14 protein-coding genes are annotated in these 20,707 nt (G+C 37.3%); 3 read left to right on the forward strand and 11 right to left on the reverse strand.

The features are described from left to right. Positions 1 to 6 precede the first annotated feature (6 nt). Positions 7 to 1,848, reverse strand: a complete 1,842-nt coding sequence (gene typA / locus D8854_RS06680; protein ID WP_000164117.1) for a translational GTPase TypA — start codon at positions 1,846 to 1,848, stop codon at positions 7 to 9. Between the two features lie 158 nt (positions 1,849 to 2,006). Between typA and D8854_RS06685 the strand changes: the two genes are divergently transcribed. Next, positions 2,007 to 2,732, forward strand: a complete 726-nt coding sequence (locus tag D8854_RS06685; RefSeq protein WP_125450282.1) for a 16S rRNA pseudouridine(516) synthase — start codon at positions 2,007 to 2,009, stop codon at positions 2,730 to 2,732. 40 nt (positions 2,733 to 2,772) lie between these two features. Here D8854_RS06685 and D8854_RS06690 read toward each other — a convergent pair whose 3' ends face one another. From D8854_RS06690 to D8854_RS06700, 3 genes are all read right to left on the reverse strand, one after another. Beyond that, positions 2,773 to 3,006 carry a DUF4190 domain-containing protein gene (locus D8854_RS06690; RefSeq protein WP_125450283.1) on the reverse strand — a complete coding sequence of 78 codons (234 nt, stop codon included), beginning with the start codon at positions 3,004 to 3,006 and terminating at the stop codon, positions 2,773 to 2,775. A gap of 86 nt (positions 3,007 to 3,092) precedes the next feature. Next, on the reverse strand, positions 3,093 to 3,473 hold the full coding sequence (locus tag D8854_RS06695) for a rhodanese-like domain-containing protein (RefSeq protein WP_125450284.1): 381 nt from the start codon (positions 3,471 to 3,473) through the stop codon (positions 3,093 to 3,095). Further along, positions 3,473 to 3,763 carry a YqgQ family protein gene (locus D8854_RS06700; protein ID WP_312023740.1) on the reverse strand — a complete coding sequence of 97 codons (291 nt, stop codon included), beginning with the start codon at positions 3,761 to 3,763 and terminating at the stop codon, positions 3,473 to 3,475. Before D8854_RS06700 ends, D8854_RS06695 begins: the two co-directional genes overlap by 1 nt. Positions 3,764 to 3,804: 41 nt before the next feature. On the opposite strand from D8854_RS06700, the gene D8854_RS06705 reads away from it, so the two are divergent. Beyond that, positions 3,805 to 4,713, forward strand: coding sequence for a LysR family transcriptional regulator (locus tag D8854_RS06705; protein WP_001222585.1), 909 nt, complete (start codon positions 3,805 to 3,807; stop codon positions 4,711 to 4,713). A 57-nt stretch (positions 4,714 to 4,770) separates the two neighbouring features. Beyond that, entirely contained in the window at positions 4,771 to 6,570 is a 1,800-nt protein-coding gene (locus tag D8854_RS06710) for an N-acetylmuramoyl-L-alanine amidase (RefSeq protein ID WP_125450285.1), read from the forward strand. Between the two features lie 31 nt (positions 6,571 to 6,601). On the opposite strand, the gene D8854_RS06715 is transcribed toward D8854_RS06710, so the two are convergent. The 7 genes from D8854_RS06715 to D8854_RS06750 form a co-directional block, all read right to left on the reverse strand. Beyond that, a complete protein-coding gene (locus D8854_RS06715; protein WP_125450286.1) occupies positions 6,602 to 6,907 on the reverse strand; it encodes a hypothetical protein in 306 nt (101 codons plus the stop codon). A 226-nt stretch (positions 6,908 to 7,133) separates the two neighbouring features. Continuing rightward, the gene (locus D8854_RS06720) at positions 7,134 to 8,003 is read right to left on the reverse strand and encodes a DUF6287 domain-containing protein (protein WP_001034386.1); all 870 of its coding nucleotides are present in this window, start codon (positions 8,001 to 8,003) and stop codon (positions 7,134 to 7,136) included. A 416-nt stretch (positions 8,004 to 8,419) separates the two neighbouring features. Beyond that, positions 8,420 to 14,908 carry a S8 family peptidase gene (locus tag D8854_RS06725; RefSeq protein WP_125450287.1) on the reverse strand — a complete coding sequence of 2,163 codons (6,489 nt, stop codon included), beginning with the start codon at positions 14,906 to 14,908 and terminating at the stop codon, positions 8,420 to 8,422. A 429-nt stretch (positions 14,909 to 15,337) separates the two neighbouring features. Further along, complete coding sequence (locus D8854_RS06730; RefSeq protein ID WP_049520929.1) at positions 15,338 to 16,123, reverse strand: ABC transporter permease; 786 nt, start codon at positions 16,121 to 16,123, stop codon at positions 15,338 to 15,340. Position 16,124: 1 nt separating this feature from the next. After that, on the reverse strand, positions 16,125 to 16,943 hold the full coding sequence (locus D8854_RS06735; RefSeq protein WP_070569106.1) for an ABC transporter permease: 819 nt from the start codon (positions 16,941 to 16,943) through the stop codon (positions 16,125 to 16,127). Between the two features lies 1 nt (position 16,944). Further along, positions 16,945 to 17,937: an ABC transporter ATP-binding protein gene (locus D8854_RS06740; RefSeq protein ID WP_125450288.1), complete on the reverse strand. Its 993-nt coding sequence runs from the start codon at positions 17,935 to 17,937 to the stop codon at positions 16,945 to 16,947. 294 nt (positions 17,938 to 18,231) lie between these two features. Continuing rightward, the gene (locus D8854_RS06750) at positions 18,232 to 20,454 is read right to left on the reverse strand and encodes an N-acetylmuramoyl-L-alanine amidase family protein (RefSeq protein ID WP_125450290.1); all 2,223 of its coding nucleotides are present in this window, start codon (positions 20,452 to 20,454) and stop codon (positions 18,232 to 18,234) included. Between the last annotated feature and the right edge of the window lie 253 nt (positions 20,455 to 20,707).

Consider the following 20,707-nt stretch of genomic DNA (forward strand, 5'->3'; position numbering starts at 1 on the left):
TAGCTCTTACTCAGCTGATTTTTTCTTCTTATTGGCTTTCTCGCGCTCTGCCTTGTTGAGAATTTGCTTACGCAAACGGATAGACTCAGGCGTTACTTCCATGTACTCATCGTCGTTCAAGAACTCAAGAGACTCTTCCAGGGTCAAGATACGAGGAGTTTTGATAACCGCTGTTTGATCCTTAGTAGCTGAACGGACGTTGGTCATTTGTTTGGCCTTGGTGATATTCACTGTCAAGTCATTCTCACGAGAGTTTTCACCGATGATCATTCCTTCGTAAACCTCAGTACCTGGGTTGACAAAGATGGTTCCACGCTCTTCGATAGACATGATTGAGTAAGTTGTAGCCTTACCAGCATCGATGGAAACAAGGGCACCACGGTGACGTCCACCAATTTCACCAGGAATCAATGGCAAGTATTGGTCGAAGGTATGGTTCATGATACCGTAACCACGAGTCATTGACAAGAACTCAGTTGAGTATCCGATCAAACCACGCGCTGGAACAAGGAAGACCAAACGAGTTTGACCATTACCAGTTGAAATCATATCCAACATTTCACCCTTACGTTCAGAAAGGCTTTGGATAACAGATCCTTGGTATTCTTCAGGAGTATCGATTTGCACACGTTCAAATGGCTCACATTTAACACCGTCGATTTCTTTTACGATAACTTCTGGACGAGATACTTGAAGCTCATAGCCTTCACGACGCATAGTTTCGATCAGGATTGACAAGTGCAATTCTCCACGACCTGAAACCGTCCATTTATCTGGTGAATCAGTTGGGTCAACACGAAGGGATACGTCTGTTTGCAATTCTGCTTGCAAGCGTTCTTCCACCTTACGAGACGTTACCCATTTACCTTCTTTACCAGCAAATGGTGAATTGTTGACTAAGAAAGTCATTTGAAGAGTTGGCTCATCGATGTGTAGGATTGGAAGAGCTTCAACTGCGTCTGTCGGAGTAATAGTTTCACCAACAAAGATATCTTCCATACCGGAAACAGCAATCAAGTCACCTGCTTTAGCTTCTTGGATTTCGCGACGTTCCAAACCAAAGAAACCGAAAAGTTTTGTAACACGGAAGTTCTTCGTTGTACCATCTAGTTTAGAAAGAGTAACTTGGTCCCCAACTTTCACACTACCACGGAAGACACGACCGATACCGATACGACCTACGAAGTCATTGTAGTCCAAAAGTGACACTTGGAACTGCAAAGGCTCATCTGAGTTGTCTACTGGAGCTGGGATATGGTCGATGATGGTGTCAAAGATTGGCGCCATTGTTTTTTCTTGGTCAGCCGGATCATCTGACAAGGAAGATGTTCCGTTAATTGCTGAAGCATAAACAACCGGGAAATCAAGCTGGTCATCATCTGCACCAAGCTCGATGAAGAGTTCCAAGACTTCATCCACTACTTCTGCTGGACGAGCTGATGGTTTGTCGATTTTGTTGACAACCACGATTGGGACAAGGTCTTGTTCCAAGGCTTTTTTCAATACGAAACGAGTCTGTGGCATGGTTCCTTCGTAGGCATCTACGACCAAGACAACACCGTCAACCATTTTCATAATACGCTCAACTTCTCCACCGAAGTCCGCGTGTCCTGGTGTGTCCATGATGTTGATACGAGTTCCGTTGTAAGCAACAGCCGTATTTTTAGCAAGGATGGTAATTCCACGCTCTTTTTCGATATCGTTTGAGTCCATAGCACGCTCTGCCAATTCAGTACGTGCATCAAGAGTTTCAGATTGTTTCAATAATTCGTCAACGAGGGTTGTTTTTCCGTGGTCAACGTGGGCGATAATCGCAATGTTACGGATATCTTCTCTTAATTTTGTCATGATTTCCTCTAATATTTAAATTTTTATTTCTAACTGAACAATTATACCACAGTCTCATTCAAAAATCACAGTTCAGCTAAGTGTAAATGTTTTCACTCTGCTTTTCTAGTCAAGGCAACTCTTTTCAAAGTCAGAGACTTATGATAAGATAAGCTGGTATGCGTTTAGATAGATTATTAGCCCAAGAAAAGGTCAGTCGCAAGGCTATGAAACAGGCTCTATTAAAAAAAGAAATCCTAGTAGATGATTGTCCAGCTCGCTCACTCGCTCAAAATGTCGACACTGGGTTGCAGAAATTAGTCTTTCAAGGACGACAAATCCAAGGCTACGAGCACAACTACCTCATGCTTCATAAGCCAAACGGAGTCGTTACAGCTAGCAAGGATAAGAAACTCCCAACCGTCATGAACCTCCTCCCACCTGACATCCAGTCTGACCAACTCTATGCTGTCGGCAGACTAGACCGCGATACAACGGGACTGCTCCTTCTGACAGACAATGGACCTCTTGGTTTTCAGCTCCTCCATCCCCAGTACCATGTCGATAAATCCTATCAAGTAGAGGTCAATGGACTGCTCACGTCAGACCATATCCAAAAATTCAAAGATGGGATTGTCTTTTTAGATGGGACCACCTGTAAACCTGCTCAGCTAGAAATTCTGTCCTCAAGTCCTTCCTCTAGTCAAGCCTCCATCACCATCTCTGAAGGCAAGTTTCATCAAGTCAAGAAGATGTTTCTATCTGTTGGTGTCAAGGTGACCTCTCTAAAACGAGTTCAGTTCGGTGATTTCACTTTAGACCCTGACCTAGCTGAAGGTCAATTCCGTCCCTTGAATCCAGAAGAATTAGAGATCATTAAAAACTATTTAGAGAAAAGTGGATAAAAGAAAAAAGCTTTATGTTTGAAGCTTTTTTTGTTTTTGCTTATCTAAAAACTATTGCAATGGCTAATATCCAGTTAAGGACAGAAACTACAAGTCCTACGATATTGAGAATCTTTTCTGTCTTATAGTCTAATTGTGACTCTTTTTGGTATGAAAAAGCCAAGACCAATCCTATGATCCCCAAAACCAGACCTACTATTGGAGATAGCAAACCAAGGACGATCGATAAGATACCTAAAATAAGTGAAGGTTTTTTCTTTTGTTGTGAATTCATATTATAAAATCTCCTTAAATTTAATATAAATGATGATACCTTAAGATACTAGCTTTATCTATCATTCGATAGTTTTTTACAGAATGTTAACTATTCTTCACTTTCCCTTTCCAAGAATCCAATCCATAAGAAAGGATATAAATCTCAGAGAAACCTTGTTTTTTCAGATAAAGTGCTGCATTGGTCACTCGTTGTCCGCGTTGGTTTTCGTAGAGAAGGACAGGTTTATCCTTGCGAAGGGCTGCAAGGCTTGACTTCAACTGATTTGAAGGAATATTGCGAGCTCCGAGGATATGTTTTCTGTGAAATTCTGCTGGATCGCGCAAATCAATCAATTGCCCTTTCCGAATCAAGGCTTCAAATTCTGTATTATCCACAATCTTAGCCGCACGACGAATACGAAGGTAGTTATAGCCCATCCATGCCACCATTGCCAGTATAAGTGCCCACAAAATCCAAGTAACCATTAGTTCATTTCTCCATTTTTCTCAATATAGTCTAATTCTATCTTGTGCTCCCTGCGGAGAACAGCTTCCGCTTCTAGGTAATCTAGCTTGTCCATCAGACCTGCATCATAGATCCGAGAGAGTTCGAGCTTCGTTAGTTCAATATCATACAAGCGCTTCCCCATGTAAACAATAATGCCAAACTGTTTGAGAAATTGCTGCACATCATAGAATGTTTTCATAGCTTCCATTTTAACAGATTCTAGACATTTTTTCAATACTGGTTTGGGGCTTTCCTCTCTTCCCTTCATCTTCTTTGCTCATTCTTCACCAAGTGTGGTACAATAAAAACATGAGAATTCAACAACTACACTATATTATCAAAATCGTCGAAACTGGCTCTATGAATGAAGCAGCCAAGCAACTCTTTATCACCCAACCCAGTCTCTCTAATGCCGTTCGAGACTTGGAAAATGAAATGGGCATTGAAATCTTTATCCGCAATCCCAAGGGCATTACCTTGACCCGTGATGGGATGGAGTTTCTCTCCTATGCCCGTCAAGTTGTCGAGCAAACCCAACTTCTGGAGGAACGCTATAAAAATCCTGTCGCCCACCGCGAACTCTTTAGCGTTTCGTCTCAACACTATGCCTTTGTAGTCAATGCCTTTGTCTCCCTGCTCAAGAAAAGCGATATGGAAAAATACGAACTTTTCCTTCGTGAAACTCGGACTTGGGAGATTATCGATGACGTCAAGAACTTCCGTAGTGAGGTTGGTGTCCTCTTTTTGAACAGTTACAACCGTGATGTTTTAACGAAAATGCTGGACGACAACCACCTCTTGGCCCACCACCTCTTTACCGCCCAGCCTCATATCTTTGTCAGCAAGACCAATCCTCTAGCTAAAAAAGACAAGGTCAAACTGGCTGATTTGGAAGACTTCCCTTATCTGAGTTATGACCAGGGGACGCACAACTCCTTCTACTTTTCGGAGGAGATTCTTTCACAAGAGCACCACAAGAAATCCATCGTAGTCAGTGACCGTGCCACCCTCTTTAATCTCTTGATTGGTTTGGATGGTTACACCATTGCAACAGGGATTTTGAACAGTAACCTCAACGGAGACAATATCGTTTCCATTCCACTGGACATTGACGATCCCATTGAACTAGTCTATATCCAGCATGAAAAAACCAGCCTGTCTAAGATGGGCGAACGCTTTATCGAGTATCTACTAGAAGAAGTTCAGTTTGATAGTTGATAAACCGTCAGACATATTTTATAATATTTCTTAGAAAATAATGATTGGAGAATATCGTTGAAAAAGTTTATATTGGCAAGTGCTGTTGTCCTTTCAATAGCAGGATTGGCACAAGCACCTATCTATGCGGAAGAAAACAATGCTAATCCTCCTGCTGCCACCGAGCAAAGCAACTCTAAGGAAGATAAGAAAGATATTTCAATTAAAAATGAAGAGGAGACTACAACACTTCCAAAAGACAAGGCAAAAGAAGAAGCTCCTAAAAAAGAAGGATGGCAGGAAGAAAACAAACAGTGGCGTTTCTATGAAAACAATCAGCCTGTCCTCAAATGGAAAAAAATTCAAGATAAGTGGTACTATTTTGACCAAGAGGGAAATCGACTCAGTGATACCATCTTTGATGGCTATGTTCTCAATAAAGACGGGGTTATGGTAGAAAATGGCTGGGTAGCTCTTGAGGGTAAATGGTACTACGCCAGTGAGTCTGGAAAAATCATCCAACAAAAATGGAAAAAAATCGGAGGAGTTTGGTACTACTTTGACAAAGATGGCGTCATGCTCAGTCAAACAATCGTTGATGGTTATCTCCTTACTAAAAGCGGGGCCATCGCGGAGAATGGCTGGGTAAAGGTTGACCAAAATTGGTATTATGTCACACCATCTGGCAGAATCTCGCAAGACAAATGGGAGAAAATTAATGGTTCATGGTATTATTTTGACAAAAACGGCGTGATGCTCAGCAAAACGACCGTTGGTGCTTACCTGCTCGGCAGTAGCGGAGCTATGGCGGAAAACTCCTGGGTGAAGATTGACCAAAAATGGTATTACGCTAATGAATATGGGAAATACAGCCAAGACAAATGGGAGAAAATCAAGGGAACTTGGTATGCTTTTGAACAAAATGGAGTCATGCTTTCCAATAAATGGAAAGGAAGCTACTACCTCAAATCTAGTGGAGCCATGGCTGAAAAAGAGTGGATCTTTGACAAGGCCTACAACAGTTGGTTCTATCTAAAAGCGAATGGAACCTATGCGGCTCGTGAATGGATTGGAGCTTACTATCTCAAGTCTGGTGGCTATATGGCCAAGAATGAGTGGATTTACGACGATTATTACAAGGCTCGTTACTATTTGGACGATAGTGGCCATTATGTATCAGGAACCTACAAGATAGACGGCAAGGAACACTTGTTCCAAAAATACGGTCAATGGATTTCTGAAGTTTCAACAGAAGGTGGATTTGTAAAAGGTCAATACAGCAATACCATTTTCCTAGATCCTGGGCATGGTGGTCGAGATTCAGGTGCCTTTTACTACAATGTAGCTGAAAAAGATCTCAACATGCAAATCTATCGCAAACTTCGCGCTAAGCTAGAAGAACTAGGCTACAAGGTCCTCACCTCTCGTGACAGTGATATCGATGTTGATTTTAAGACTGAACGTTCAAGAATGGTTAATAAAACCAACTCTGATATTTTTATCAGTATTCACTTCAACGCTACTGGTAATACCTACTCAAAAGCGAGCGGTATTCAAACCTACTCCTATAGCGATGAACCTGATTATCCAAGTAAGATTAATAAATACTGGCACAATCACCCTGATCGTATGAGTGAAAGCAAACGCCTCGCCGCTGCCATCCACTCCTCTCTTCTAGCAGAAACAGGAGCCAAGGATGCTGGCCTGTTGGAGAGCAGCTATGCCGTACTACGCGAAACCGCCAAACCAGCCGTCCTCCTTGAACTTGGTTATATGGATAATTTCTCCGAAAACCAACAAATCAGAGATAGCCACTACCAAGATAAACTGGTCGCAGGCATCGTAAAGGGGATCCAAAAATATTACGCTGGTAAATAAAAACAAAGTCTCGAGAAAACTCGAGACTTTTCTATTTATCTTTATCAGGAAAGAGATAGCCAATGCCTACACAAGCTAACACACCGGCACCAATCACCAAACCACTTGAAATTGGCAAGAGATCCAAAATAGCATTTGCAATGATAAAGGCAATGATCAAGCACATCAGACTAGCCTTGTAGTCTTTTTTCAAAAAGTTTTCTAGTGTGAAATAGAGGAACAATCCTACTGGAATGAGTGACCAGAGGTTGACATCTAAACTTGGCCATCCAACAGATCCGAAATACAATACTAGCGCTGCTGCTACTAAAAATACAAGTCCTAATATTTTTTTCATTTTTATGTCTCCATTTTCTTTTTTATTGACTTGAGTTGTCTGATACTGACCCCTCACGTCCCTTACATGAACCATTATAGCAGAGGAATTTTTCAAGAACAAGCCCTTTTGCCTATCTGGTCAATATCTCTGTCTAAGTGGTTGAGTATTTGTAACAAAAGAAAAAGAAGCCCGTTTGGACTTCTTGATTCTGCCGATTATAACAGTATTTTTGAACGAATACAACCTAGTTTTTCTTTTCCTTTGCCTCAAGAGAAGATTTAATTGATTCACGGTCTGCTTGTAGTTGAGCTAAGTTCTTTTCTTCTTCCTCAAGTTTACTGGTATCTGGTTTCACACGATAATAAACATTTTCTGGTTTCATTAACATAGACCCATAATCTTGTCCTGAAAGTAGTCTTTCTTCAGCATGATTGCTTTTATCCGTAATCTTTCCATCATCAGCAGGTTGCATAACAACTCCACTTGGAACAGCAACTACTACAAATCCTCCAGCAACAGAATCTTTTACCCATGCACTGATAGAAGCTGTCTCAGGATTACGACTATCTTGACCTTTTGATACCTTTAATCCAACTACAGATTCGTACTTTTGATCATTTGTAAACCAAGTCGCACGTACTTCTCCAGAATCATTAATAATGTATTCATTACCAGATTGACTACGCCAAGTACCCTCTAAACTAGACAAGTCATTGTTCTTAATTGCTTCAATATCTAATTTTGGAACGGTAGTTTCTTTCTTCAACTTGCTAACAAGTGCTTCTGCTTCCGTAATCTTGGTATCTAAAGCAGCAAGTTGATTCTTGAGTTTCTGAATTTCCTCTTGTTTATCCTTATCAGTCTCATCCGTTTTTCCTTGGCTTGTAGAAGCTTGACTTGTTGTCTCTGTAGTTGAAACTGCAGACGATGCTTGATTTGGCTCTTTCTTTCCAATCAGAAGATATGAGAAAATACTTACCAAGATGAGAGTGACTAAAACAGAGAGTGCTAGGCCAATATAGATTTTTATATTTTTATTCGGAGCCGACTTTGATTCAGACCGCTTAGGTCCATTGATCTCTTCAAATTGTTTTTCCCGTTCTTTCTTATTCATAATTTTCTCCTTTTTGATTGATATTCAGCCAAGCTTACGATACTTCATTCGTTACTATCCATGAACTTTTATGACTTTTAAAAAAAATCCAAGCAAAAATTTCTAGAATAAATAACTATAAAAATATCTCTAGATTGGTATCAAAACAAGTATTTATTACAATACATTATACCACAAAATATAAACCATAGTTTGTATTTATATTTTTATAAGCCGAAGAAATGGATTTTAAACAGAACCCATCTCCATTAGAAAAAGCCTGTCCTGTGACAAGGCTTTTACATATATCTCTTTAAAATCTCCTATTTTCATAGAAATCTAAATAATATATTTATAAATCAATATTTTCACAAAACTATGTCATCACCTCACTATCTAATCTCAGTACTTAAAGCATTTTTTCTATAGCTTTTGTCTTAATCTTTATTTTTTCTCTTCAATCCAAGAAAAGCTCCTACTATAAACATGATTCCGGCAGCTAATAGTGTCTGGGCTCCGCTTGCTGTTCCGGTTTTTGGCAACTGATTAGGATTGTTACTAGTTGATTTACTATTGATGTTAGTATTTTTATTAGTTAAGTTCCCTTGTTCATTTAGATAAACGTTCTTGTCAATTTCAAAGTTTTTATCATTTTCATCAGAAACAATACTGTTGACATCATTAGTTGAATCAGATTGTGTTTTTTCTTTCTTTTTCGATACATCAAAAGTAGGTTTATTTTCCTCCTCCTTTTTCTCCTCTATTTTCTTGAATACAGGTTTTATAAAGGTATCTTTTGATAGATTAAGAACATAGCCGGCGTCTTTTTTCCCTTCGAAACCAGAAATTTCCCAACCATCAAATTGGTATCCTTTTTCTAATTCACCCTTATAGACAGGTAACATAAAATCTTCTTCCGACACTATCGTTGAACTCATTTCTTTTCCATTTTGAATGGTCACAGTTACCCTATGAGGTTTTAGTTCACTTACCTCTCCCGTATCTTTGTTTAAAATGAATTCTTTTACGGTTGTATTTCTTGCAAAATCTTTTACAACAATCTTAATGTTTAGTGTCTTATCTGTTATTTGTTTAATATCATCAAGTGATCTATATTCTTTTCCATTTACATAAATATGTTGTTCTTGAATTTCACCATCGAATCCATTATTTCTTTTATCATTGATGTTAAAGACTACAGATTTTCCGTTAGCATATTCGATACTAGTATTTCCCTTAGGGTCAATGTTTACTTCTGGTTTGACATTATCATATAAAAATTGATAGTGTACTCCAACCGCTTTTGCATTCAAATCGCTATAGCCAGTTTGAAGATAAACATTTCCATCCATATCTGTTACCTTATCTGGAAATCCGTTTGCTTTATAGTCTTTCATCCCCCAGTCCATGATGTCACCGTCTTTAACATTAAGCTTAATGTTAAAATCTCTAGTGTTATCAATGTGTAAATCTCCGTAGATTAAATAATTATCTACAACCGATTCATTAACTCTCAACTCCCAGTTAAAACCACCCTTATCAGAAATCTTACCTCTTAAATAAAATTCTGGATTTCGTACATAAATTTTATTAGTTTTAGATGGATTAAAGTAGTTCTTGTCCATTGAAAGATTTACTGGTTTTGCATCAATAAATAACGTAGAGCCATCTTCTTTTATAGCTTCTACATTGGACTTATCCTCTCCTGTGTACTCTTTACCATCCTTACCAAATAATACCAGTTTAGAAGGATCTGTCACAAGATTGCCATCTTTATCGATTGCCTCCCCTTTATCATTCATTTTAAAGGTAAACACTTGATATCTTACAATGTTAAAGCCGTCCAAAGCCGACATTAATACTGATTGAGTACTTCTTCCATCTTCAACATTTCTACTATCAGCATAAATTGTTGTTTCTGATAAGACTCTTAGATTAGGATTGGCCTTTTGGATTTTTGCTATATCTTCCTGGCTATAAACTCCATTCCCTTCTAACATATCCGTTTTTCCAGGATTATAGGTAGTCACTTTTAGTGCATAGCCTTTTCTCAGAATGATATTATCCTTTAACAGATATTGTTGTTTTTCTGAATCAGCATAGATTTTACCAGATTCCATGTCCGTTAAATTGTTTGGTTTGTTTTTTGAGAGATCTCCTTCTCCTAATTCTATTACATTCCCATAACTTGATGCATACGGATATTCTGCTTTAGTTTCCTTATTTTTTTCAGGCATTCTAATTTTAGTTTCAGCTTTTATCTGACCATCATCTTTGACAAAAAACCTCATATCTCCTGCAAAAGCTAATCCATCCACAATATCATTAATATTAGCGTATAAATCAAATGTCATCGTTTTTGAGTGGGAATCATACTTGGTCGTTTTGATTTCTATCGATTTATAATTATTGCCATAATATACCTTGGCATTTTTAGAAACATTACTGATCTTTCCAAGAATTTCAAAGTGTCCATCTTTAGACGGGTTTAGAATGCCATAAATTTTTGATTTGATTTCATCAAGTTTTTCAGTTTCATATTGTAAGGCACTACCATCGTCATAAGCAATGATATTTCCCTTATCATCGTATTTATAATCGTATTCCTCTATTCTCTTACCAGTTTCACTTGTAAAGTCATCAACTTCTCTGAATTTCTTTTTAATGAGTTTCTTTAAGTCTTTACTTTCAAAATCTCTAATTGTTGAAATAGTTTTATGAATAGTCAAGCTAGATTTTTCTTCGGTAGCCTCTTCATTTTCTTGATGATGTTCTACTTCCGTTGTATCTTTTTTAAGACTATCCTCTTTTCTATTTTCTAAATTTTTAAATTTAGATTCGGGAATCTCGCCAAGCTTTTGGTATTTAGATGAATCTTGATCAGGATCTACTAGATAATAGGAAATCATCCCCTTTTCATCAGCATGATCAGCAAATTTAATTCTATGAATCTTTGTGAAATTGCTAGAACCGTCTAATGCAATCACTTCAATGATTTTGCCTCTTAAATCTCCTGCACCTTTAATTTCATAAATGGTATTTCCATCTTTGTCAAGTTTCCTATTTCGTCCTTGACCCTCACCTGCATAAGTGACCTCAAGATTTTTCTCAACCTCTCCATCTTCATTAACAAGAGCGGCCCCAGCATACCAAACTTCGTTGGCAATCTCGTCAAATTTTTCAGGATGTTCTTTTTGATCTCTCGCAAATAGCGTTTCATTCTTGTATTGCTCTTTGACCTTGTGATAAGTATCCTTTGTAATTAACTTAATTTTTCCAGGGTTTGAAAAATCAATTGAAACAATCTTTGGAGGTGTGTTATCAATTTTTACAGGAATATAGGAAACCTGCCATGGGTAATCTTTGGTTAATCTATATTTAAATTTATAGAAATATTGGCCTTCCGCAATCGGTTCAAATTGTCCTCGTATCTTAGTAGCAGGATCTTTTTTGTCATTACTTTCTGGGGCATTTTCTTCTCTACCTCTAGGGTTATAAATGAGTCCATCCCATTTCAAGTCACCCCAAACTTTTAGTTTAGAAGATTTAATGCCCTTTGCATCATTTCTTTTAGAGTTTAAAATTCCTTTAATAAAGTGTTCTCTCGAAATGACTTTTAAGTCTCTTTGATTTTCTCCTTCTTTATTTGTATTTACTATTGAAATCACCCCTTCTTCTGCACTTCTTAATACAAGTGGAGAAGGCGTTAATCCTCTCTCAAGTTGAGCATCTTGAGGATTTCCATTTGAATCTAAAGGATAAATTTTAGCAATATTAGAACCACTTGATGAGGGTGCGTTGATTCCTTCGTTATTGAAAGCAAATAATTCTGGATTTTGATCTAGGGATGTTGTATTTTTATCTTTTCTATTTTGGATAACTCCTGCTGGATTAAATTTATCTATACCATGTTCTCCACCAATCCCCTTATTTAAGGTACCTGGAATTTTTGGTTTGCCATCATCATCATAACCTTCCATCGCTTTTGATTTTGACCCTTCTTCCCAGGCCCATTTATCAAGGATTGGTTCGTGGTTCCAATTCCCAGCAAATCCCATTAGAGGCATCGATAAAGAAGGTTGGAAATTTCTTTTCTTACCGTCGGAGTTTAGAGCTTCCATTTCTTCCACTGACTCAAAATGAATAAATGATTCTACAAATTTATTTTTATTTTTTGCTTCCCCAACATTTATAACTGCATTTAAATCAAAGCTAGAATTTGGACCTATAGTGAAAGTATCATGCTCAAATGTGATATTTGCTCCTTTGACTTTTTCTGGGTGAATTTCTGGAACAATTTGCTTCCCGTCCGGAGAATTTTCATCTTTATACGTTTCATCGAGTTTTAGCCTATCAGTTAGAGCATCTGTAGTTACAGTTGATGCAGAAACTTTAAAGGTTAAAGGTCTGTTTGAGGTATTGTGAAGCTTAATTGTAAAGTATTTTTTATCACCTTTTATTTCTTTAAGAGAAATGGAACCATATGAATTTACCAAACCTTTAGAATCTGTATTTTTGAAAGTTGCTACAACTTCATTTCTCAAAGCGTTGGCAACATTAATTAGCCCCGCTCCCTGCTGTCTAGGTGATGCAAAGTATTGACTCTTTTCTTTCCAAGAGGTTGCATCCATCATAGGTCTTGCAGTATTTTGTAGAGCTATTTTTGTAAGACTTGTAAGGTCTATTTTGTCATCTCCCTTAAGATTTTTCAAGACAGGTCTTTCAAGCAATTCCTTTAATTTTGGTCGAATCAAAACAGTAGAAGCTGCTACGATTGGAGTTGCCATACTAGTTCCTGACATATAACCATAAGTGGATTTACCATTGATAACATTTAGAGTGGATTTAATATTTTTACCAGGTGCTGAAACATCCGGTTTTAAAAGCAAGTCTGTTCTTGGCCCCCAAGATGTAGACCCTGCTGGGACTATAATATCTTCTTTATAAAGTTCTTTGTCTGTGTCAGCTGCAAATTTAAAGTCAATTTCTTTTTCATCACCTACATTCGGTTTATTAGAATTATAGCTTTCCATATCAATTGGATAGTATTGTTCTAAGTTATCTTTGAAATCTTCCTTATTATTTCTTTTGACTTCAGTTTTTTTATCAGGGTTAATCATGTTCCATAATTTTACACCATCATCTCCTGAAATTGAAAATACTTGACTTTTAGTCCCTTCATCCGCTTCATATCCCATAGCTGGAAGGTCTGTCCAATTATCTCTATTGTAGTAATTTACAGTATTTACAACCATAATGGCACGTGCGCCTTTATCCATAGCTCTTTTAAAAGCATCTTTTAAATCCTTGGTATAAATTCTATCCATTACTGCAATTTTGCCCTTAAGATCCAATCCTATCAAATCTTGGTCTTGACCTTTGCCTATATATACAAATTTTAATTTATTTGGAGTTTTTGACCCATCCTCATTTGTTAGGATTTTATTTTTATCGAAAAAAGCTCCTATATTTCTGTATTTAAAACTTTGTCCTCCAATGTTAACCTTATCAAACTCAATGGTTTGATTTTTAGCAGAAGCGACCGCTATCGCATCTTCATGTGCGGCAGTTCGTGTTACATTTCCAGTATCTGTCATTTTCAGATTATTATTGGCTACTAAATCCCAAGAAGAACTTGAAGCAGAAGTCGCAAAATTACCTGTAGCAACAACCATTGGGATTCCAGCTTTTCTTAATGCTCTAATAGCCTCCCAATATTTCTCGCCTACAAGACCTGTTCCCGTAAAGCCAGATGATACCGAAACAACATCGACATTGTGTTTGATCGAATCTTCAATAGCATGAAACATTGTTTCATCACCCGCGAACCCAGATCCTGCGTCAGAGTACATTTTATAAGAGAAAATTTGTGCATTAGGCGCAATTCCATCTATGCCATTAAAGTTCTTGATATCTTTTTCAGTATCATTTCCAGCAAGAATCCCTGCAATATGCATCCCATGTGGGTCAAAATAATCCCTACCATCATCATATTTTTCTACAGTGATTTTACCACCATTATAATAATTGAACGCATGAGGGATTTTATCACTCAACCAATAATTTTTATCAGTGCCTTTTAAATCTTCTTTTTTAAATTTCATTGAGTCTTTGGCATCATCATCGATCCTCATAGCCTTATGCCTATAATCTGTTCCAGTATCGATATTTGAAATGACCATACCTCTACCATCAAAATTTTTCCCAAATGGAGCATTAATAGACTTTAGGTAATCAATAGCTTCCTCAACTCCAATTTCCTTTCTGGCATGATTCATCATTGGTTGGACTTTTTGTGATCGTTCAACCGACGAAACACCTTCCATTTGTTTAATTTTGTCCAAATTATCTGGAGTTGTTTCAATGGCAGCGCCATTAAAAATCGTATTATAGGTATATAAAACTTTTGTATCCTCAAGATTGGATAGTTCCTTAATTACTTTTTCTCCAGATTCTTTATCTTTAAATTCAGCAATATAGACAAGTTTATCTTCTTTTTTAGGATTTTCTGTATCTTTATTTACAAATGAGTTCGCATCATCTCCTTTGGATTGATTGGAGTCTTCTTTGATACTTGCTCCTTCGTTACTAGTTTTTTTGTCTATCTTAGGCTTTCTACTAACAACTTCTTTTTCCTCAATAACTGTTGTCTTCTTCTCCTCAGTATCCTTTGAAGTTTCTATAACATTATGAAGTTCTTCAGATTGTTCATTTTTTTCTGTTTCTTTATCTGCTACTACTTTTTCTTTACCAGAAATTTTTAAAGCATCTTCAGAACTAGGTGCATCTGCTACTACTTTTTCTTTATCAGAAATTCTTAAAGCATCTTCAGAACTAGGTGCATCTGCTAAAATTACCTCATTGGGGGCATATGCTGCTAAAATAACTGCAGCAGTAGTTAATGACAATACCGTACTTTTTTTCATTATAATTCCTTCATTTTTTATTTTAAACCCAATAGATAGAAAACTTTAACCTTGCTAGCCTTTGTTATAAAAAGTTTTATGACGTATTATCTAGTGGGATAGAGTAGTACATTTATATATAATTGTTAGCTCTCTGAAAAATAGTATATCAATTAAAAAATTTTAAGTCAAGAAAAATTAACACGCATTAATTTTTTTTTTAATGTACATTAAAAAATATAAACCCAAAACTTTCGTAGTTAACTGGGATACATTATCAGCACATTCACACCATCAAAAATAGTAGCAATTAACTGGAATAACTACCAAAATCGCAAAAAGGGGTATGGATAGAATTTATGCCTTAATAAACATGCAAAAACAACCGCTATAATTTTCAACGGTTGTTTGTAACATATTTAATTTTTAACTCTCATCCTATCTTATCTCTTACGAACCCGCACTTTCGTAGGCATCCAAGCCCCTATCCCAGAGTTTTAAAGAAATAACAAAGAAAACAAGGGAAATCAACATCAACCCACCAATGTTAAAGAGCCCGTCTTTGTCCTGCAAGAAATAGCTGGCAGGATAGTAGGCCGTAAAGGCGAAAGGCACGATAAAGCTAATCAACCAACGAAGAAGCGAATTATAAATGGAAATCGGATACTTGGCAAAGTCATTAAACATATAAAAAATGTAAATCATGGCGCCTGACTGCTTGGTCCAAAAAGCGATACTGGCAGTCGCGATTTTCAAGGAAGTATAGATTAAGGTCGCAAAAGGAATGCAGACTAGAAAAATCAGGAATTTTGGAAGAGTCCAAGCAATGCTTGATACTGTTGTCGCTAGTAAAATTCCACCGACCAATAGTTCGCCCAAGGCATCAATCTGAAAGGTCTCAACCAAGATGTGAAAGAGAGGATTGATAGGACGCGTCAGGTACTTGTCAAACTCTCCTTTTCGCACCAAACGTTGCCCCAGAGCCCAGAGATTGTCAAAAAAGAGATGATCTAGTCCCTTGGGAATTAAGGAAAATCCATAGATAAAGGCGATTTCTTGAAAAGTCCAGCCTTCTAAGGAAGGAATGTGTTGAAAGAGCACATTGAGAAACAAGAGGTTCAGGCCTTGAGTCAGAAAAACTCCTAACACGCCCACCACAAAATCGACCTTGTATTCCATGATTTGCTTGATGTATTGTCTGATAAAAATCAAATGCATGCGTTGATATTTTTTCATACTAACCTCCTTGAATAGTGATAAAGGACTGGACTCGTTTCCATATCAACTGAGACAAGCCCACCATCACTATGAGCCAGAAGAACTGTAGCAAAAGCGCCTGAAGAATCTGACTGGCATCGTATTTCCCAACAATGATCATAACTGGAGTATAAATCAAAGATGAAAAAGGCAAGAAGGACAAAATATCAGAAACAATCTTTGGAAAGAAAGCCAAGGGAATCAGACTTCCAGACATAAAGGCCACTATAGAAGTCTTGAGTAGATTGGAACCCCATAGATTTTTAAAGACAAAGGCTGAAAATCCAAAGCAGATATTAAAGAAAAAATTGATCAGGTAGGCTAGGGTTAAGCTAAAGAGATAAAGGATGGTTAATCCCAGTACTTCTACAATTCCTTGCCCAGATAAAATTTTCATCAAGACAATGACACTTAAAAATGGCAGTCCAACAGAGATAAAAATCAACCACTTGGATCCAAGCTCTGTAAAGAGGTAAGAAGCCGCAAAATGCACTGGTCGCAACAAACGCATGATAATGGAACCATCCTTGACCTCCTCCCCAATCATAAAGGAGCTATCTGACCTGGTCAAAAGATTAGTCACAAAACTCATGATGATGTAAAGGGTGATATCTGCCATGCTAAAGCCCTGAATCAAAGACTCTTGCGAGGAATCAAAGACCGCCTTCCAGAGATAGAAAGCCACAAAAGCTCCCATGACATCACCAATCCGATAGAGAATAAAGTTGACTCGATAGCTAATCAACTCCTGAATCCCTGCATTGATAAAGGGTTTATAACGTCTCCACAATTTGACCATCTTAGAGCTCCTTTCGATAGAAGCGACGGATAATATCCTCAATATCCGTATCCAGCATCTTCAAATCGCGAATTTCAAAATCAGACAGGGTTTGCTTGATAATATCAGCCGACTGGTAGCGGGAACTATCGAATTCAATATTGAGACTGTTCCCTTGTCTATCAATGGTCATATCCGAAAACCCTTCATAGTGAGAAACGAGATGACTTTGACCTGGTACCAGTTCAAAAGAAAGAGTCTTCATCTTGCCAAAGGTTTCCTTGAGCTGGCTAACCGTTCCATCAAAAATCTCCTGCCCCTTGTCAATCATAAAAATTCGATCACAGAGTTGCTCAATGTCGCTCAGGTCGTGAGTGGTCAAGAGAATGGTTGTTTCTTCCTCTTGATTGATCTGAGTAATTGCCCGACGAATATTGTCCTTGACCGAAACATCCAAACCAATGGTCGGCTCATCTAAAAAGAGAACCTTGGGATTGTGGAGCAAGGAAGCCGCAATATCCGCCCGCATTCGTTGACCCAGTGAAAGAGTGCGTACGGGATCCTTGATAAATTCCTTCAAATCCAAGACTTCATTCAAAAAGTCCATACGCTTATGAAAGAGCGCGTCTGGCACATCGTAAATTTCTTTTAAGACCGTATAGGTCTCTTGCAGGGCCAGATCCCACCATAGCTGGGTGCGTTGTCCAAAGACAACCCCAATATCCTTGACATAGTCTTGACGATTGTCCTGAGGAATCTTGCCATTGATCCGACAATAGCCCGATGTCGGCTTTAAAATTCCTGTCAGCATTTTGATGGTTGTCGACTTCCCAGCACCATTGGCTCCGATAAAGCCTAAAATCTGGCCCTTTGGTACCTCGAAGGTCAAATCCTTGACCGCTTCAAAGGTCTGCTTTTCAGGATGAATAAAGGAGCGCAAAGCCCCTTTCAAGCCTGGTTCCTTAACTGTCTTCACAAAATTTTTCTGAAGATGTTCCACTTCTATCATTGCCATATCTATCTCCCTACCGTAAGGAATAGCAACATTGTATTTTTGACTACAAATATTCTAAATCCTTACTTTCTAAACTTTCTAATTGTTATTCTTACAGAAGGCTTTATACCAACCTATTATAGTCCAATAAAAAAAGGAATGCAAGCGTTTGCCTGTAGATTATGAAATTAGAGATTTCACTCTTAAAATAATAGTTTTAAGCAAAAATTCTGGTTTAGCAGTTTATTTAAAACACACAAAAACCCACCCAATGGGCAGGTTGTATTAAAAGTGTTTTTATCTCAAATATTCAATTTAATCAATACATTCCCCATTTTCATTAACTCTATACCCGTCTATGGTAGTGCTAACTGCGAGTTCTCCTGATGAATATGAATAATACCATTTTTCGCCAATTTGGTACCAACCAGTTAACATTGATCCGTCCTCTTTTAAATAATACCATTTTCCTGAATCTTGAATCCAACCTGTCGCCATAGCTCCATTATCTTTCAAGTAATACCAGACATCATTATATTCTAACCAACCAGTTACTAGGACGCCATCATCACTTAGATAGTACCAATGTTCATTATCTTGAATCCACCCCCTTGCTAATGAACCGCTATTATTTAGATAGTACCAAGCACCATTATTTTGATTCCATCCTGATTCCGATGAGTCTTGAACATCATTTATTACTTGGACAGCCTCAATAATTTCCTTCAACTCAACCCGCTTTCTATCTTTTATGACAGATTTAACTTTTTCCTCAACAAACTCTTTCGCATAAGTTCGACTATTTTCTTTTCTCTGGAACATATCCTTCAATAAAGTTTCTAATTGTTCATTAAAGACATCTTCTTGGATTTTATTAAACTCTTTCTGAGATAGCGAAATAACCATCACAATATCAATGAACTCTTCTTTTAATTGAGCAAACATTTCCACACGGTCATCTTCTATGAATTGATCCGCAATTGCTTTTGCTCCTATTCCTCCTGCAATTCCTCCTATAATCGCACCCGCTAATGCTCCTATTGGTCCAGCAATTGCACCACCAACCGCACCTGCACCAGCTCCTGCCATCATACCGCCCCCAGCAACTGCTGCATTTTTTAATAGCTGTTGTGAAGAAATTCTTCCAACAAGCGCTTCAAAAATATCTGGACCCATGATAACAGCGAACGATATCACTGGTGCAGCTCGTCTTGCAACCACTTCAGCTGTAATTTTTTTTCCAAAAAATTCATTAATTTGTTTTGTAAATATTTTTGCGAATTGCTGTGAGGCAACATAGATACTAGTTCCCATAGCTAGGGTTCGTAATCCTGCTTTACCTGCCATCAATGCAGCATCCTTCGTTTCAGCTCCAGACCATTTAGCCTGAGAAAAGACAATAACAAAGCTTATACCTACACCTGGTAATGAATTAATAGCTCCATCAATTGCATCAAATTTAATCGAGGTCAAATTACCTCCTTTGGCTATCAATTTTGCTTCATTATAGGTAATATGACCTTTTCTGATGATAGTTTTTGCCTCAGCTGGATTATTAACTCCCTCAACTTTTCCCTGTCTAATTTTTTCTTCAAATAATTCCACTGCTCTATCATACTGGTCTTTAGGAACTTCCAATTGCATTCCTTTATACTTATACATTCCCCCTTCGCTTTTAGATTCGAAAGCTGCATTTACAGTACCTCTAGCATTGTTATAGTACTTAGTTTGAATCTTTTGATTTCCAACCATTCTATCCGCACCATTTTTAGCATTATCTTGACCAGTTTGTCTTACATGGTGGAATGGATATTTAATCTTATCCATTAGATTATTTGCATACTCAGCAGCATGCCCATGCCCAGATGGAGCACTAACCATTGCATTTATTTGAGCTTTATGCAATCTATCACCTACACTTAATAAAATCCAAGAAACAAATCCTATTTCAGTTCCTCTTTTAAAGGTAGTTGAATTAACATTCTTTTTACCAATTTTTAATAACTGTGTATTTAAATTTTCAACTTGTACATCATTTGTATACCCAGAGGCAATCAATTCATTCAATTCCCTAACAACATAGTTCAAACTATTCGAGACATTCAAACGTTTAATAATCCCATATGGATAGTAAAATGCTAACTGATCATTATCATCTACCTCTACTTTCCATAAATTGGAAAATGGAAAAAATTGTACATTACACCTTTCTTGATCCTTGATTTGCATTTTTTCGAAAATTCCATACTGGGTCAAGAGTAAACCATATTCTTTGAAATCTTCTTCCTTTAAACTTCTAACCGGAGAGTAGCCAAAATATTCAAATTCAATATTAGAGAATTCATTATAAAATTCTTTTTCTGACTCAATAAACCACTTAGCCCGTCCATAAGGTACTGACTCACCATAATAATCAAATCCATTCTGTGCAATAGACCTAAAAACTCGTCTAACACTAGCCTCACTGTGAGTATGAACCTCTTTGATTTTTCTTTTCCAAAAAAAAAACTGAAAAAAACTGATTATGTTTTCTTTCATATTTGATAATAACCTCTCCACTATTTACTAACCATTTAAAATCATTGGCTCCCCTAACTTCTAGTATAGAGTTAAATTAATGATATTAAATAATACTTCAGAAATTGTCTATAAACTCCCTGACGCTTACAAATTAGTTAATTCAATTATAGCAAAAGGATAATATAAAATCTATACAAAATATAATAACTTTAGTTCATGTAAAGAATGGAAATATAGGGTAAGTTTCTATCAAATTAAGATTTTTTAAAGC

The organism is Streptococcus mitis, from assembly GCF_003943905.1.
GTDB classification, from domain to species: Bacteria; Bacillota; Bacilli; order Lactobacillales; family Streptococcaceae; genus Streptococcus; species Streptococcus mitis_BC.